Raw genomic sequence first — 14,842 nt, forward strand, 5'->3', positions numbered from 1 at the left:
CGCTCCTTAAGCCTGAACCAACGGGCCGGGGTTTTTCAGGTACTGCTCGCGGATCGCCCGGGCCGACCAGTAGGTCAATGCAGCCACCAGGCCAGTTGGGTTGTAGCCCAGACCTTGGGGGAAAGCTGAGGCGCCAGGCACGAACACGTTGTGCACGTCCCAACTCTGCAAGTAACGGTTCAGGGCGCTGGTTTTCGGGTCGGTGCCCATGATCGCGCCACCGTTGAGGTGGGTGGTCTGGTAAGACGCGGTGTTGAAATGGTCGCCGACTTTTTTACCGATCACGGCAATGGCCTTGGGCCCCATCGCTTCGGCGATCTTGCCCATTTTCTCGACCATGAAGCGGTTCATCTTGATGTCGTTTTCCTGCCAGTCGAAGGTCATCCGTAGCAGCGGCAAGCCGTAGGCATCGCGGTACACCGGGTCCAGATCGAGGTAGTTGCCGCGGTAGGACTGGTGCGCACCGTGGGCGTCCATCGACACTTGATGGGTGTAGTAATCGGCGGTGGCGCGTTTCCAGGCACTGCCCCAGGCCGGGGTACCCGGCGGATTGGAGGTCCCGGCGATCGGTCGGCTGCCGGCCTGGTTGACCCACATCGGTGAGCCGCCGACGAAGCCGTGAGGTCCGTGATCGAAGTTGTCGGCGTTGAAGTCGTCCACCGCCACGCCATTACCACCGGCGCCGATAAAATTGTTGGTGTGGGTGTCCTTGTCGAAGAACGCCTTGATCGTGGCCATGTTCTGGTAGGCGAAGTTCTTGCCGATGACCCCTTCGCCGCTGATGGGGTCGTAGGGCTTGCCGATGCCGGAAAGCAACATCAGCCGCACGTTATGGAACTGGAAGGCGCCGAGGATCACCAGGTCCGCCGGCTGTTCGATCTCCCGGCCCTGACCGTCGACATAGGTCACGCCGGTGGCTTTGGTCTTGGTGCTGTCGAGGTTGACCCGCAGCACGTGGGAATTGGGCCGCAACTCGAAATTCGGCAACGGCTTGAGGGCCGGCAAAATATTCACGTTCGGCGATGCCTTGGAGTACATGTAGCAAACGTAACCGCTGCAAAAACCGCAGAAGTTGCACGGCCCCATTTGCGCGCCGTAAGGGTTGGTGTAGGGGCCCGAAGTATTCGCTGACGGCAGGTTGTAGGGTTTGTAGCCCACTGCGGTGGCCGCTTTCTGGAACAGCTGTGCGGAAACAGTGTTCTTCTGCGATTCCAGCGGGAAATGATTGGAGCGATCCGGGGCATACGGATTACCGCCCTTGCCTTCACCGACCCGTTGACCGTTCACCGTCCAGGCCTGACCCGAGGTGCCGAAGACTTTCTCGGCATAATCGAAAAATGGTTCCAGCTCTTCATAGCTGACGCCGAAGTCCTGGATGGTCATGTCCTTGGGAATGAAGTTTTTGCCGTAGCGTTCTTCATAGTGGCTGCGCATACGCAACTCGATCGGGTCGACCCGAAAGTGCACGCCGGACCAGTGCAGACCGGCACCGCCCACACCGTTACCGGGCAGGAAGGCGCCCAGTTGGCGGTTCGGCAGCGCAATGTCGTTCACGCTGTGGCGAATGGTGACGGTTTCCTTGGAAATGTCCTGGAAGAGTTTTTTACGAACGCTGTAGGTAAGTTCGTCGATCACCTGTGGATAATTACCGTCGGGATAGGTGTCCTGCATGGGGCCGCGCTCCAGTGCCAGCACATTGAGGCCGGCTTCCGTCAGCTCCTTGGCCATGATCGCGCCTGTCCAGCCAAAACCGACGATCACTGCGTCGACCTTCTTCATTACCGTTGCCATGCTCACGCCCTCTCGCCGCGAATTGAAACTGCCGGAAAGGGGTATTGCTCGTTGCGTTCCACCCAATCCATGAAATCGGCGCGGGCGCCTGGAAAACCAATCATGGTCCAGCCGACCATGCCTTTATTGCCGCCATGGATCGGGTCGCAGAAGAACCCTTCCTTGGTGTTTTGCAGCAGCAGGTTGAAAAATATCTTGGCCGGGACACTGTCGAACTGAGGTTTGCCTGCCTCCAATTGCTTGAGCAAATCCTCTCGGGTAGCGCTGTCTTGCTCGGCAAATACTTTACCGTTGAGCGCTTTCGACCAGGCATCCGTCGCGGCGATGCCCAAGCGATAGATGTCTTTGGGCACCAGTTTGCTCTGCCAGCCCATTTCCGGCGCGGCGTCTGCATTGAACGGCCCTTGCATGAACCACAACGCGCCTGCGGCGTAGGGAGTGTTCATCTGGCGGTCGATGTATTCAGGCACTCCGGCTTCCAGCGCACCGGGGCCTTGGGCATCGTTCGGGATCAAGTGAGCAACGGCAGACTTGATGAATGCCCACTCTTCAACGGTGAAATACCCGGGTTCATACGCCGTGGTGCTGGCGGGCGGCTTGGCGGGGCTGGCGGGCGCCGCTTCAGGCGCAGCCATCAGGACCGTGCTGCCCAAACCGGTGCTGGCAACGGTGACCACCGGGATCAAGGTCAGGGATTTGCGTAAAAATTCACGCCGCGGGTTGTCTCGATCTTGATCAGACATGGGGGGCACCTCATCAGGCAATAATGGTTGTCAGCCGTTTCGTGGAACGACTTTGGTTTTGGCAGCAATGCGGGTCGTGGAAGACCGGGGACAGGCGACTGCAAAATCTGGAAACAAATGATAGCAGGCTAAGTATCAAGTTGAATCGATTCAGCAAAAAACTTGGGCGTGCAGCGCGGGGAGAGGGTGGTTGCTGGAGGCCACCTTCCACCCCGTAAAAGGCTGGAAGGGGGCTTTTTCTCAGTGTTGCTCGTCAGGCTTTTTCTTCAGCTTGGGGTTCGGAAAAAACTGCACGGCCTGAACCTTGGCGTCCGGCACCTTCAGCGCCGAGGTGTTGACCCTTGTGCCCAATTCCTTGGGCACTGACAGGCCCTGTTCATTCAGCGTGTCCGAATAACCGCAGGCCACGCACTCGCGATGCGGGACCTGGTCTTCGGTCCACATCATCAACTTGTCCGGCTCGCTGCAAGCCGGGCAGACCGCCCCGGCGATAAAGCGTCTTTTGGTAATCACAGGTCCCTCACTCATGCGGCCGCGACCTCACTCAGGCCGCTATGGCGCAAGAGTGCGTCAATCGACGGTGGCCGTCCCCGGAAGTCGACGAACAGCACCATCGGTTCCTGGGAACCGCCGCGCGCCAGGATCGCCTCGCGGAACGCGCGACCGGTGGCGGCATTGAGCACGCCGTCTTCTTCGAATTTCGAGAAAGCATCCGCCGACAGCACTTCCGCCCATTTGTAGCTGTAGTAGCCCGCCGCGTAACCGCCGGCGAAGATATGCGCAAAGCTGTTGGGGAACCGGTTGTAGGCCGGCGGCCGCATGACCGAGACCTCGTCGCGCACGCCTTCGAGCACTTGCAGCACGCTGCGGCCGTCGCCGTGGGTGGCATGCAGTTCGAAGTCGAACAGCGAGAATTCCAGCTGGCGAACCATCATCAGGCCGGACTGGAAGTTCTTAGCCGCGAGCATCTTTTCCAGCAGGTCCTGAGGCAGCGGCTCGCCGGTTTCGTAATGACCGGAGATCAGCGCCAGGCCTTCCGGCTCCCAGCACCAGTTCTCCATGAACTGGCTTGGCAACTCGACCGCATCCCAGGCTACGCCGTTGATGCCGGATACGCCGGCATGCTCGACGCGGGTCAGCAGGTGATGCAGGCCGTGACCGAATTCGTGGAACAGCGTCGTCACCTCATCGTGGGTCAGCAGCGCTGGCTTGCCGCTGTCGGCCGGGGTGAAGTTGCACACCAGGTTGGCCACCGGGCTCTGGAGGATGCCTTGGGCGGTGCGGCGACGATCACGGGCGCCGTCCATCCAGGCACCGCCGCGCTTGTTGGCGCGGGCGTAGAGGTCAAAGAAGAAGCGACCGACGTGCTGGCCGTTTTCCTTGATTTCGAACAGGCGAACATCCGGGTGCCAGGTGTCGAAGCCTTTCTGCTCGGCGATTTCGATGCCATACAGACGCTGGACGATGGCGAACAGACCGCCCAGCACCTTGTCGATCGGGAAGTAGGCACGAAGGGCTTCCTGGGCAACGCTGTAGCGCTGCTCGCGAAGTTTTTCACCGTAGAAACCGCTGTCCCAGCTTTGCAGGTCCGGGCAGCCTTGTTCGGCGGCATAAGCTTTGAGCTGTTGCAGATCCTGGGCGGCGAACGGCTTGCTGCGCTTGGCCAGATCGCGCAGGAAACTGATGACCTGGTCGCTGGATTCGGCCATTTTGGTGGCCAGGCTCAACTCCGAAAAGCTGGCGAAACCCAGGAGTCTGGCCAGTTCCTGGCGCAGGTCGAGGATTTCTTCCATGACCGGGCCGTTATCGTTCTGACCGGCATTCGGGCCTTGGTCCGACGCACGGGTGCAGTAGGCGGCGTAGACTTCTTCGCGCAGGGCACGGTCCTTGGCGTAGGTCATCACTGCGTAGTAGCTTGGGAATTCCAGGGTGATCAACCAGCCATCCAGGTCTTTGGCCTGGGCTGCTGCGGCCATTTGCGCCTTGGCCGAATCGGTCAGGCCGTCGAGGGTGGCTTCGTCAGTGACGTGCCTGGTCCAGGCCTGTGTGGCGTCGAGCAACTGGTTGGAGAAGCGGCTGCCCAGCTCCGACAATTTGCTCTGCACTTCGGCATAACGCTTTTGTTCGGCTTCCGGCAGGTCGATACCCGACAGGCGGAAGTCACGCAGGGAGTGTTCCAGAATGGTTTTCTGCGCCACATCGAAACCGGCGGCTGCCGGGCTGTTGGCGAGCGCTTCGAAGGCCTCGAACAACTCGCGATTCTGGCCCAGCTCGGTGGAGTAGGCGCTCAAGGCGGGCAGGCAGGACTCGTAGGCTTCACGCAGTTCGGCGCTGTTGCACACCGCATTCAGGTGGCTGACCGGGCTCCAGGCCGCGCCGAGGCGATCGTTGAGTTCGTCCATGGCCAGCACCAGGCCGGCCCAGGTCGGTTGTTTGCCCTCGGCTTTGAGGATCTCGACAATGGCGGCGCGGTTGTCAGCCAGGATCTGTTCAATGGCCGGTTGCACGTGCTCGGCACGGATCGCCGAGAACGGCGGCAGGTCGTAGGACTGCAAAAGAGGGTTGTTCACGCTCACGGTTGGCACCTTGGCTGGAAGAAACGCTGGAAGAAACATTGGCCCATCTTAATTACAATCGACGTCGACCGCAGCTATCGGCAAAAGAGAGAGAGCCTATCGTGACCCTTCGCAAGTATCAGAACCACGCACCGCTGCTCGGCAAAGGCGCTTTTGTCGACTGTTCGGCAGTGGTGATCGGCGACGTTGAAATCGGCGACGACAGCTCGGTCTGGCCGCTGACGGTGATCCGTGGCGACATGCAGCGCATCCGTGTGGGCGCGCGCACCAGCGTCCAGGATGGCTGCGTGCTGCACATCACCCATGCCGGCCCGTTCAATCCCGATGGCTTCCCGTTGCTGATCGGCGATGACGTGACCATCGCGCATAAAGTCATGCTGCACGGCTGCACCGTGGGCAGCCGGGTTCTGATCGGCATGGGCAGCATCGTGATGGATGGCGCGGTGGTGGAAGATGACGTGATCATCGGCGCCGGCAGCCTGGTACCGCCCGGCAAGCGCCTGGAAAGCGGTTTCCTCTACGTGGGCAGCCCGGTCAAACAGATCCGTACGCTGACCGACAAGGAAAAAGCCTTTTTCACCTACAGCGCGGCGAATTACGTAAAGCTCAAGGATTTGCATCTGGCCGAAGGCTACGACCAGATCTAGGCGCCTGTTAACGGAAAGCGTCCCGCTATTGCTCAGGAATTTTCATGCATTATCAAACCGTTTTATTCGACCTCGATGGCACCCTGACCGATCCGCGCGAGGGCATTACCCGTTCGATCCAGTTTGCCCTGAGCAAATTGGGGGTCGATGAACCCGATCTGACCAAGCTCGAACACTTTATCGGCCCGCCGTTGTTGCAGGCGTTCATGCAGTTCTACGACTTCGACGAGCCCAGAGCCTGGGAAGCGGTCAACTTCTACCGCGAGCGTTTCAAGGTCACCGGCCTTTACGAGAACCGTGTCTTCGACGGCGTCACGCCGTTGTTGGAAACCCTCGGCGGGCAAGGGCGACAGCTGTACATCGCGACTTCCAAACCCTGGATCTTCGCCCGGGAAATCGCCAGGCACTTCGACTTTGCAAAACACTTCAAGGTGATCTACGGCAGCGAACTGGACGGGACCCGTACCAATAAAGTCGAGCTGATCGCCCATCTGATGGCCGAAGAAGGCCTGGACCCGAGCACCACCTTGATGATCGGCGATCGTAAACACGACCTGATCGGCGCTCGGAGCAATGGGCTGGATGCCGCGGCGGTGGGCTACGGTTTTGGTAGCCGTGAAGAGCTGAGCGCAGAAGCGCCGACCTATCACTTTGAGACGCTGGATGAGTTGCATCAGGCGTTTTTGCAGCGGTAGTTAAATTGCCTTCGCCGGCAAGCCGGCTCCCACAGGGTTTGGTCCGGGCGGCGTTCCGACGAAGAGGCCCTATCAGTCACCAGGATTCCTGGGGCCCGCCAAACCTTCCAAAGCCGCCTTACGCTGTTCAACCGGCAGAGCCCCCAACTTCTCGGCTGCCGCATAAAACTTCACCCAGTCCCCGCCTTCCTGCCGGAACAATCCGGCAAACGCCGCCACCCATTGGTCATACAACCCAAACGGTAACAGCCGGGCATTGTTCATCGGCGCATTGATCCAGGCATCGTAGCGATGGTCCCCAGCCCATTGGGTGTCACGCAGCAGTCGATAATCACCGCGTAGACGCTCGAACGTTGCCGCCTTGCGATGACGCATCTGGTCAGCGGGCAGCGGCAGGGCGTACAGCCATTCGAGCTGCCGGCGGGTGTCCAGGATCAACTGAAGGAATTGCTCGCGTCGCTGCGCCTGCGCCTCATCGTCCGGCGCCAGGCCACGGAATGCGCGCCATTGGCGAGTGCCTTCCTTTTCGACGAAAGAGGCGAAAGACTCGTTGAACTCAGTGTCGTCCTTCACATACAGGCGCTGGTGCGCCAGTTCGTGAAAGATCAATGTCGCCAGCCGTTCGTCGCCCCAACCCATCATCGAACTGATGATCGGATCGTTGAACCAGCCGAGCGTCGAATAGGCCTCGACACCGCCGATCGACACGTCCATACCTTGCAGTCGTTGCAAGGCCGCTTCACCGCGGGCTGCGCTCTGGCTGTAGTAACCGCGATAGGCGACGCAGCCGGCAATGGGGAAACAATGGTTCTGCGGCGTCAGGGAAAACTCCGGCGTGGCAAACACATTCCAGACGACGAATGGCCGGCCAATGTCGGCGTAAAGGCGATAGCTCTGATTGTCCGGCAGATGCAGATGCTGGCTGGCGAACGTCCGGGCCTTTTGTGATTGAGCCAGGCGCGCACGCAATTGCTGATCGCGACCGGGATCGGCAATCACGCTGGAAACCGGCTCCCGTGCCCGCAGCAATTGCAGCTGACCACTGGCCAATTGGCCGTAATAGCTGACGCTCGTGCAACCATTGAGCAACAAAAACAACATGCCTGGAAACAAAATGCGTAAAACGCGATCAAGTAACCCAAGGCTTGGAAGCGGCCTGATCAAAATGAATCATCCCTGGAAAGTCTGCCCGCAAGACTATCCCGCCTGACTGGAGCTCCGCTATGCGCACGTTGATGCTGACAGGAAGCCTGTTGTTGCTGACAGGTTGTGCCGGTTTCGGATTACCTCGCCATGATCCCTCCCAAGCGTGGATCGACCTGGATTCGCAGCAAGAAGATACAGCGCTGCAAGCGCTGGAAGTCGATGACAAGGTCGCCACCGACAAGCGCTACTTCGAGGTCCACCCCGGTAGCCATGAGCTGACGGTGCGTTACCAGTTCGCTGTCGCGCCTACCAATATCGGTCCCGATGCCGAGCCGCTATGGCGTGATTGTCAATTGAACGTGAAATTCAAGGATTTCAACGCTGGCCAGCGGTATCAGCTGCAAGCCGGGAATATCGGTTTCCGGCCGTGGGCAAAGCTCTATGATCAACAGCGAAAAGTGATTGGCCAAGGGACACCGGCTGGCTGCCAACGCACCTGATCGGCGTTATCCTGAAGGACCCTCACCCTTGGGAATTCATCATGCGCAGGTCAATGCTATTACTGGCTGCAAGTGTCGTTGCCGGCTGCCAGAGCCCATTGCCGGCGGTTAATCCGCAGATGGCCTGGGTGGAGTTTTCTACACCCTTCCCCAACGACAAATTGTTGATGGCCGAACGATTGGATAAGCAGCGATTGCGCGACGGGCGTTTTTTCCAGGTCACCCCCGGTAGCCATGAGCTGATCGTCAGATTCGACTTCGAAGTGCCCGGAGGGGGCGGTGGCATGAGCATGATGAACGGTCCCACGGAACGATTGTGTTACCTGACCATCCACTATGATCATTTCGAAGCCGGCCAGCGTTATGTGCTGGAAGGCCGTTCGATCGCTTTCACTCCTGGCGCTCGCCTGTACAACGCCAAGCGTGAAATCGTCGCAGAAGACCGAGAGTCCTATTGCCTCATGTGAGGTGAATCAGCGGTCGTTTTTCTGGTAGATGATTTTCTTTGTGCCGCCTGCGCACGAGCCAACGACCATGTTCTGATCGTGCACTTCATCGTTGGTGACAATTTCCAGGGTGTAGGAAGAGACGTTGTTGGCCTGGATCTTGGCTTCGATTTCGGCCTTGAGTTCTTCACAGGATTTCGGTGCCGCCAGGGCCGATGTGGCCAGCGCGCTACAGATAATCGCCAAGGCAAAACGTTTCATGGTTGAAGCTCCTTTGAGGGCAGCGCGCACGTGGATGCGTTTTTGCTGCTGTCATTTATTCGACCACAGTCTAATCAGTCAAGTTTGGTGCAGCCCAAAAAAGATCGCAGCCTTCGGCAGCTCTTGCAGGGTCACTCAACCCATGTAGGAGCTGCCGAAGGCTGCGATCTTTTAACGTGCAACAGAAGATCTAGCTGACCAGCGTCGCATCCAGGCTGATTTTCGCATTCAGCACCTTGGACACCGGACAGCCTTCTTTGGCCTTGTTGCTCAATTCCTCGAACTGCGCCTGACTCGCCCCGGGGATTTTAGCCTTGAGGATCAATTTCACCGCCGTGATCGCAAAGCCACCCTCCACTTGGTCCAGAGTGACCTCGGCTTGGGTATCGATGCTGTCAGCCTTGAGACCGGCATCGCCGAGAATCATTGAAAACGCCATGGAAAAGCAGCCCGCATGTGCCGCACCGATCAGCTCTTCCGGATTGGTGCCTTTGCCGCCTTCGAAACGCGCCTTGAAGCCGTAGGGTGCTTCTTTGAGTACACCGGTTTCCGTGGAGATCGAGCCGATGCCGGTTTTCAGGTCACCTTCCCAATGAGCCGATGCTTTCTTCGTGATAGCCATGTCTGCCTCCTCAAGATCCGGCGCGAATCGTCGCGCCTTCGTGGTTTTCGGTTGCTAGGGTTCTGAGGATAGATGGTGCTGCAAAGTTCACCGCATTCTAATTGATGCCTCATTTTGCCGGAATTTCGCCTGAGCTATTGAAACTCGGGTATATGCCCTCATTGCATGAAGCACGCTTATGGATTCGGCAGGTTTTCGTTTGTAAGAAAAAACCTGCGCCCTCAATTGGAGAAGCAGGCTTATGAAACGACTGTCCGATATCAAATTCTCGACCCTCGATCTGGTGCCCGTGCGGGAGAACGGCAGCGCGGCCCAGTCGCTGCGCAATTCCCTGGACCTGGCGCAGCACGTCGAGCAGTTCGGCTACAACCGCTTCTGGGTCGCCGAGCACCACAATATGGATGGCATTGCCAGTTCGGCGACCTCGGTGCTGCTGGGTTATCTGGCCGGCGGCACGTCGACCATTCGCGTCGGCTCGGGCGGTGTGATGTTGCCCAACCACGCCCCGCTGGTCATCGCGGAGCAGTTCGGCACGCTTGAAAGTCTGTACCCGGGCCGAATCGATCTGGGCCTGGGTCGCGCTCCCGGTTCCGATCAAATGACTGCTCGCGCGTTGCGTCGTGAGCGCTCCGGGAGTGCCGACGAGTTTCCCGAAGACGTGACCGAGCTGATGCGCTACCTCGGCCCGCGCACCCCCGACCAGCGGATTATTGCGATGCCGGGCACCGGCACCAACGTCCCTGTCTGGTTGCTGGGTTCGAGCCTGTTCAGTGCCCAACTGGCCGGTGAGCGCGGTTTGCCCTATGCCTTCGCTTCCCATTTCGCACCGCGCTTCATGCATGAGGCGATTCGCGTCTACCGCAACCACTTCAAGCCTTCTGCAGTATTGGATAAGCCCTACGTGATGCTCGGCGTACCTTTGGTAGCCGCCGACACCGACGAGCAGGCCGACTATCTGGCGACCTCGGTCTATCAGCGGATTCTCGCATTGATGCGTGGCCAGAGCCTGGTGCAACGGCCGCCAGTGAAAACCATGGACGGCCTGTGGCTGCCTCATGAGAAGGAAGCGGTTGCAGATTTCCTCGGCCTGGCCATGGTCGGCAGCCCGCAGAAGATCCGCGCCAAACTGGAAGTGCTGATTGAGCAGACCCAGGCCGATGAGCTGATTTTTACCTGTGACCTCTACGAACATGCCGATCGGGTGCATTCCTATGAGCTGTTGGCGCAGGTCATGAAAGGCTGACGCTCGAGCGGCGCCCACAAAAAAGCCGACGTCATTGTGTCGGCTTTCCTATTTTTCGTGGGCATCAGCTATCTCTTGTAGACAATTTCCTTGGTACCCTTCTCACACGTGCCGACGACTTTCCCATCAGCACCAGTGCCTTTATCGACGATTTCCAGGGAATAACCAGCAACACCCTTGGCATCAAGTTTTGCGGCGATCTCGGCTTTCAGCTCTTCACATGACTTGCCATGAGCGAAGGCTGTACTCCCAAGGGTCAGCAAAACTACCGCTAAAATAAGCTTCTTCATCTATCGTATTCTCTGGTCGGATCAATAGGGGGCATCCGGCTATCAGCCGGATGTTCTTGTGTAGCGTATTGCCAATCCCTATGGCACTCGGCCAGCAAGCCAGTTCGGAAGACTAGCTCAAACTCAGCTGCTCGCAATTCGGAATCCGACCTTGAGCGTCACCTGGAAATGGGCAGCCTTACCGTCCTTGATATGCCCACGTGTTTCGGTCACCTCGAACCATTCCATGTACTTGAGGCTTTTATTGGCTTCGGCCAAGGCGTTGTTGATGGCGTCTTCAATGCTGCTGGCGGATGAGCCGACCAGCTCGACTTTCTTGTAGGTGTGATGATCTGTCATGGCGTTCTCCTCAGGGTTTGATTACAGCCTAGCAGTGATTTTCTTATTACTTCTGTCGGCTAATCTGACGTTGAAGTTCAGATTTACTGCACTTTCTCGAACCTCTGAAGTCCCAACCAACACACGCAACTCAACCAATGCAGGAGAGCCACCATGGCCACCACTTCTTTACGTAAAGCCTCATTGCAAAGCATGGAAGCCGAGATCGAGAGTTTGCTCAAGTCTCTGGAAAGCCTTAAGGACGACGCCTCGGACGAGTCGCGTAAAACCCTTAAAGTATTGAAAACAAACGCCGAAAACGCACTGAAGCATTCGCGCCACCTGCTCAGCGACGCGTACGAAGAAGTCAAAGTCAAAACCCGCGAAACCGGGATCGCCACACGGGACTACGCCCAGGAACACCCTTGGACTACAGCGGGTGTCGCTGTGGGTGCGCTGGGTTTGCTCGCTGCTTATCTGTTGTTCAAGCGCGGCGAATGATCGGTTTGGCGCAGTTCGTTCTTGAGCCACTGCGCCAACTGCCGGGCGCGCCCGTCCGCGGCGCGCTTGGGTAGCCACAACGCCAGTTGCGCCGGGGTTTCACTGAAGCCCCAGGGCGCGACCAGGCGGCCGGCCTTCAAGTCCTCGGCCACCAGCGGTTCAGGGGCAATTGCCACGCCCAGCCCCGCCACTGCCGCTTCCAGCAAGTAATACAAATGCTCGAACCCCTGACCTGATTTCAGTGCTCTGGCGTCGATTCCATTTTGTTGTGCCCAGCTGGGCCATGCTTGTGGGCGAGAGGTCGTATGCAGCAATGGCACGTCCAGCAGCGCTGTGGCCGGTGCTTCTCGCAATCTTTCATAGCCGGCAAATAGCGGACTCATTACCGGGCCAATCCGCTCGCTCGCCAATTCGTAGACCTGCATGTCCGTCGGCCAAGGTGGCTCGGCAAACACCAGCAGGGCATCCAGCCCCGGCCGACGAGGATCGAGATCGCCTTCACCGGCCGATAGATGCAGGCGCAAGTCCGGCAGGTCCGAATTCAGCCTTCCCAAGCGCGGAATGAACCAGCGTGCCAGCAAGCTGCCTGAGCAGCCGAGTACAAACGGCGCGTCGGCGGCGCTTTGGGTCAGCTCTGCGCACACCGTACGCAAACGCTCGAACGCTTCGGCGCTGGCATCGCGCAATCGAACCCCGGCATCTGTGAGTTTAAGGCCGCGTCCATCCTTGATGAAAAGACTCACCCCAAGGTGTTCTTCAAGCACCTTGAGTTGCCGGCTGACTGCGCCATGGGTAACGTGCAATTGTTCGGCGGCCTGACTGACGCTGTTCAGGCGGGCGGTTGCTTCAAAGGCACGCAATGCGTTCAGCGGGGGAAGGTCATGGCTCATGGGATCTGTGAGTTTTCCTGACAGGTTGTGGCAATCTTATCGGTTTTCAGCCCGAGGCGTCAGGGGTAGAGTTAAGTCCATTGTCATCTCACGCATTCAACTGGAGCGACCCATGACCCAGACTAATCTGCGCAACGGCCCCGACGCCAACGGCCTGTTTGGCGCGTTCGGTGGCCGTTACGTCGCTGAAACCCTGATGCCTTTGATTCTCGAGCTGGCCCGCGAATACGAAGCGGCCAAGGAAGATCCTGCATTCAAAGAGGAATTGGCCTACTTTCAGCGCGACTATGTCGGTCGTCCAAGCCCGCTTTATTTCGCCGAGCGGCTGACCGAGTTCTGCGGCGGCGCGAAGATTTACCTGAAGCGCGAAGAGTTGAACCACACCGGCGCGCACAAGATCAACAACTGCATCGGCCAGATCCTGCTGGCGCGGCGCATGGGCAAAAAACGCATCATCGCCGAAACCGGCGCTGGCATGCACGGCGTGGCGACGGCCACCGTGGCCGCGCGTTTCGGCCTCGATTGCGTGATCTACATGGGCACTACCGACATCGAACGCCAGCAAGCCAACGTTTTCCGCATGAAGCTGTTGGGCGCCGAAGTGATCCCGGTGGTGGCCGGGACTGGCACCCTGAAGGATGCGATGAACGAAGCGTTGCGTGACTGGGTCACCAACGTCGACAGCACCTTCTACCTGATCGGTACCGTGGCCGGTCCGCATCCGTACCCGGCCATGGTTCGCGACTTCCAGGCCGTCATCGGCAAGGAAACCCGTGACCAGATGCAAGCCCAGGAAGGCCGCCTGCCGGACAGCCTGGTGGCGTGCATCGGCGGCGGGTCCAATGCCATGGGCCTGTTCCATCCGTTCCTCGACGACACAAGCGTCGACATCATTGGCGTTGAAGCCGCCGGTCACGGCATCGACACCGGCAAGCACGCCGCCAGCCTGAACGGCGGCGTACCGGGCGTGCTGCACGGTAACCGGACGTTCCTGTTGCAGGACGACGATGGCCAGATCATCGACGCTCACTCGATTTCCGCCGGCCTCGACTATCCAGGCATCGGCCCGGAACACGCCTGGTTGCATGACATCGGCCGTGTCCAGTACACCTCGGTAACCGACGACGAAGCCCTCGACGCGTTCCACAAATGCTGCCGCCTGGAAGGGATCATCCCTGCACTGGAAAGCGCCCATGCCCTGGCCGAAGTGTTCAAGCGCGCTCCGACCTTGCCGAAAGATCACCTGATGGTGGTCAACCTGTCCGGTCGTGGCGACAAAGACATGCAAACCGTGATGCACCACATGGAACATTCTCAACAAGAGCAGTCCAAGCAGGAGAAACACTGATGAGCCGCCTGCAAACACGTTTTGCCGAACTCAAGGAACAGAACCGTGCCGCGCTGGTGACTTTTGTTACCGCTGGCGACCCGAGCTACGACACGTCCCTGGCGATCCTCAAAGGCTTGCCCGGTGCTGGCGCCGACGTGATCGAGTTGGGCATGCCTTTCACTGACCCGATGGCCGATGGCCCGGCGATCCAGCTGGCCAACATTCGTGCCTTGGGTGCCAAGCAAAACCTGGCGAAAACCCTGCAGATGGTTCGCGAGTTCCGCGAAGGCAATACCGACACGCCGCTGGTGTTGATGGGCTATTTCAACCCGATTCATATGTATGGCGTGCCACGTTTCATTGCCGACGCCAAAGAGGCCGGCGTGGACGGCCTGATCGTGGTCGACCTGCCACCCGAGCATAACGGCGAGTTGTGCGATCCGGCCCAGGCCGCGGGTATCGACTTCATTCGCCTGACCACGCCGACGACCGACGACGTGCGCTTGCCAACCGTACTGAACGGCAGTTCCGGCTTCGTTTACTACGTGTCTGTTGCCGGTGTGACCGGTGCGGGCGCGGCAACGCTGGACCACGTTGAAGAAGCGGTTGCCCGTCTGCGTCGCCACACCGATCTGCCGATCAGCATCGGTTTCGGCATCCGTACACCGGAGCAAGCGGCTGCCATCGCTCGCCTGGCGGATGGTGTGGTGGTGGGGTCGGCGTTGATCGATCACATCGCCAATGCTTCGACGCCGGCCCAGGCGGTCGACGGTGTGTTGAGCCTGTGCGCGGCGCTGGCCGACGGTGTACGAAAAGCCCGCGTCAGCTGAAGCCTGCGATCTT

The 14,842-nt window shown here is 59.1% G+C and carries 18 protein-coding genes; 8 read left to right on the forward strand and 10 right to left on the reverse strand.

Annotated elements, in window-relative coordinates:
* Nucleotides 1-6: 6 nt before the first annotated feature.
* The 4 genes from BZ163_RS34505 to prlC form a co-directional block, all read right to left on the reverse strand.
* Nucleotides 7-1,791 (reverse strand): GMC family oxidoreductase, encoded by a 1,785-nt coding sequence (locus BZ163_RS34505; RefSeq protein ID WP_128874687.1) that lies wholly within the window; start codon nt 1,789-1,791, stop codon nt 7-9.
* Between the two features lie 2 nt (nt 1,792-1,793).
* Nucleotides 1,794-2,534, reverse strand: a complete 741-nt coding sequence (locus tag BZ163_RS34510; protein ID WP_128874688.1) for a gluconate 2-dehydrogenase subunit 3 family protein — start codon at nt 2,532-2,534, stop codon at nt 1,794-1,796.
* 240 nt (nt 2,535-2,774) lie between these two features.
* Nucleotides 2,775-3,062, reverse strand: a complete 288-nt coding sequence (locus BZ163_RS34515; RefSeq protein WP_128874689.1) for a YheV family putative zinc ribbon protein — start codon at nt 3,060-3,062, stop codon at nt 2,775-2,777.
* Complete coding sequence (gene prlC, locus BZ163_RS34520) at nt 3,059-5,110, reverse strand: oligopeptidase A (protein WP_128874690.1); 2,052 nt, start codon at nt 5,108-5,110, stop codon at nt 3,059-3,061. The genes BZ163_RS34515 and prlC overlap by 4 nt, the downstream gene beginning before the upstream one ends.
* Before the next feature lie 101 nt (nt 5,111-5,211).
* Between prlC and BZ163_RS34525 the strand changes: the two genes are divergently transcribed.
* Nucleotides 5,212-5,757, forward strand: coding sequence for a gamma carbonic anhydrase family protein (locus tag BZ163_RS34525; RefSeq protein WP_128874691.1), 546 nt, complete (start codon nt 5,212-5,214; stop codon nt 5,755-5,757).
* 44 nt (nt 5,758-5,801) lie between these two features.
* Nucleotides 5,802-6,452, forward strand: a complete 651-nt coding sequence (locus BZ163_RS34530; RefSeq protein ID WP_128874692.1) for an HAD family hydrolase — start codon at nt 5,802-5,804, stop codon at nt 6,450-6,452.
* A 72-nt stretch (nt 6,453-6,524) separates the two neighbouring features.
* Here the strand turns inward: BZ163_RS34530 and BZ163_RS34535 are convergent, their stop codons facing one another.
* Entirely contained in the window at nt 6,525-7,616 is a 1,092-nt protein-coding gene (locus BZ163_RS34535) for an aminopeptidase (RefSeq protein WP_128874693.1), read from the reverse strand.
* 59 nt (nt 7,617-7,675) lie between these two features.
* On the opposite strand from BZ163_RS34535, the gene BZ163_RS34540 reads away from it, so the two are divergent.
* Nucleotides 7,676-8,098, forward strand: coding sequence for a hypothetical protein (locus BZ163_RS34540; RefSeq protein WP_128874694.1), 423 nt, complete (start codon nt 7,676-7,678; stop codon nt 8,096-8,098).
* 41 nt (nt 8,099-8,139) lie between these two features.
* The gene (locus BZ163_RS34545) at nt 8,140-8,565 is read left to right on the forward strand and encodes a hypothetical protein (protein WP_128874695.1); all 426 of its coding nucleotides are present in this window, start codon (nt 8,140-8,142) and stop codon (nt 8,563-8,565) included.
* Nucleotides 8,566-8,571: 6 nt separating this feature from the next.
* On the opposite strand, the gene BZ163_RS34550 is transcribed toward BZ163_RS34545, so the two are convergent.
* Nucleotides 8,572-8,805 carry a DUF1161 domain-containing protein gene (locus tag BZ163_RS34550; RefSeq protein WP_064675277.1) on the reverse strand — a complete coding sequence of 78 codons (234 nt, stop codon included), beginning with the start codon at nt 8,803-8,805 and terminating at the stop codon, nt 8,572-8,574.
* 190 nt (nt 8,806-8,995) lie between these two features.
* Nucleotides 8,996-9,427 (reverse strand): OsmC family protein, encoded by a 432-nt coding sequence (locus BZ163_RS34555; RefSeq protein WP_128874696.1) that lies wholly within the window; start codon nt 9,425-9,427, stop codon nt 8,996-8,998.
* 241 nt (nt 9,428-9,668) lie between these two features.
* Between BZ163_RS34555 and BZ163_RS34560 the strand changes: the two genes are divergently transcribed.
* Nucleotides 9,669-10,670, forward strand: a complete 1,002-nt coding sequence (locus BZ163_RS34560; protein WP_128874697.1) for an LLM class flavin-dependent oxidoreductase — start codon at nt 9,669-9,671, stop codon at nt 10,668-10,670.
* Nucleotides 10,671-10,738: 68 nt separating this feature from the next.
* Here BZ163_RS34560 and BZ163_RS34565 read toward each other — a convergent pair whose 3' ends face one another.
* Both BZ163_RS34565 and BZ163_RS34570 read right to left on the reverse strand, forming a co-directional pair.
* Nucleotides 10,739-10,960, reverse strand: coding sequence for a DUF1161 domain-containing protein (locus tag BZ163_RS34565; RefSeq protein ID WP_128874698.1), 222 nt, complete (start codon nt 10,958-10,960; stop codon nt 10,739-10,741).
* A gap of 123 nt (nt 10,961-11,083) precedes the next feature.
* Nucleotides 11,084-11,299: a dodecin gene (locus tag BZ163_RS34570; RefSeq protein WP_064675281.1), complete on the reverse strand. Its 216-nt coding sequence runs from the start codon at nt 11,297-11,299 to the stop codon at nt 11,084-11,086.
* Between the two features lie 153 nt (nt 11,300-11,452).
* Here BZ163_RS34570 and BZ163_RS34575 point away from each other — a divergent pair, with 153 nt between their 5' ends.
* Entirely contained in the window at nt 11,453-11,779 is a 327-nt protein-coding gene (locus tag BZ163_RS34575) for a YqjD family protein (protein ID WP_064675282.1), read from the forward strand.
* Here BZ163_RS34575 and BZ163_RS34580 read toward each other — a convergent pair.
* Nucleotides 11,752-12,669, reverse strand: coding sequence for a LysR family transcriptional regulator (locus tag BZ163_RS34580; protein WP_128874699.1), 918 nt, complete (start codon nt 12,667-12,669; stop codon nt 11,752-11,754). The genes BZ163_RS34575 and BZ163_RS34580 overlap by 28 nt on opposite strands.
* A 112-nt stretch (nt 12,670-12,781) precedes the next feature.
* On the opposite strand from BZ163_RS34580, the gene trpB reads away from it, so the two are divergent.
* Nucleotides 12,782-14,017, forward strand: coding sequence for a tryptophan synthase subunit beta (trpB, locus tag BZ163_RS34585; protein ID WP_128874700.1), 1,236 nt, complete (start codon nt 12,782-12,784; stop codon nt 14,015-14,017).
* Nucleotides 14,017-14,829: a tryptophan synthase subunit alpha gene (trpA, locus tag BZ163_RS34590; RefSeq protein ID WP_128874701.1), complete on the forward strand. Its 813-nt coding sequence runs from the start codon at nt 14,017-14,019 to the stop codon at nt 14,827-14,829. The genes trpB and trpA overlap by 1 nt, the downstream gene beginning before the upstream one ends.
* Nucleotides 14,830-14,842: the final 13 nt, after the last annotated feature.

This window comes from Pseudomonas sp. VI4.1 (genome assembly GCF_002029345.1).
Taxonomy (GTDB): domain Bacteria; phylum Pseudomonadota; class Gammaproteobacteria; order Pseudomonadales; family Pseudomonadaceae; genus Aquipseudomonas.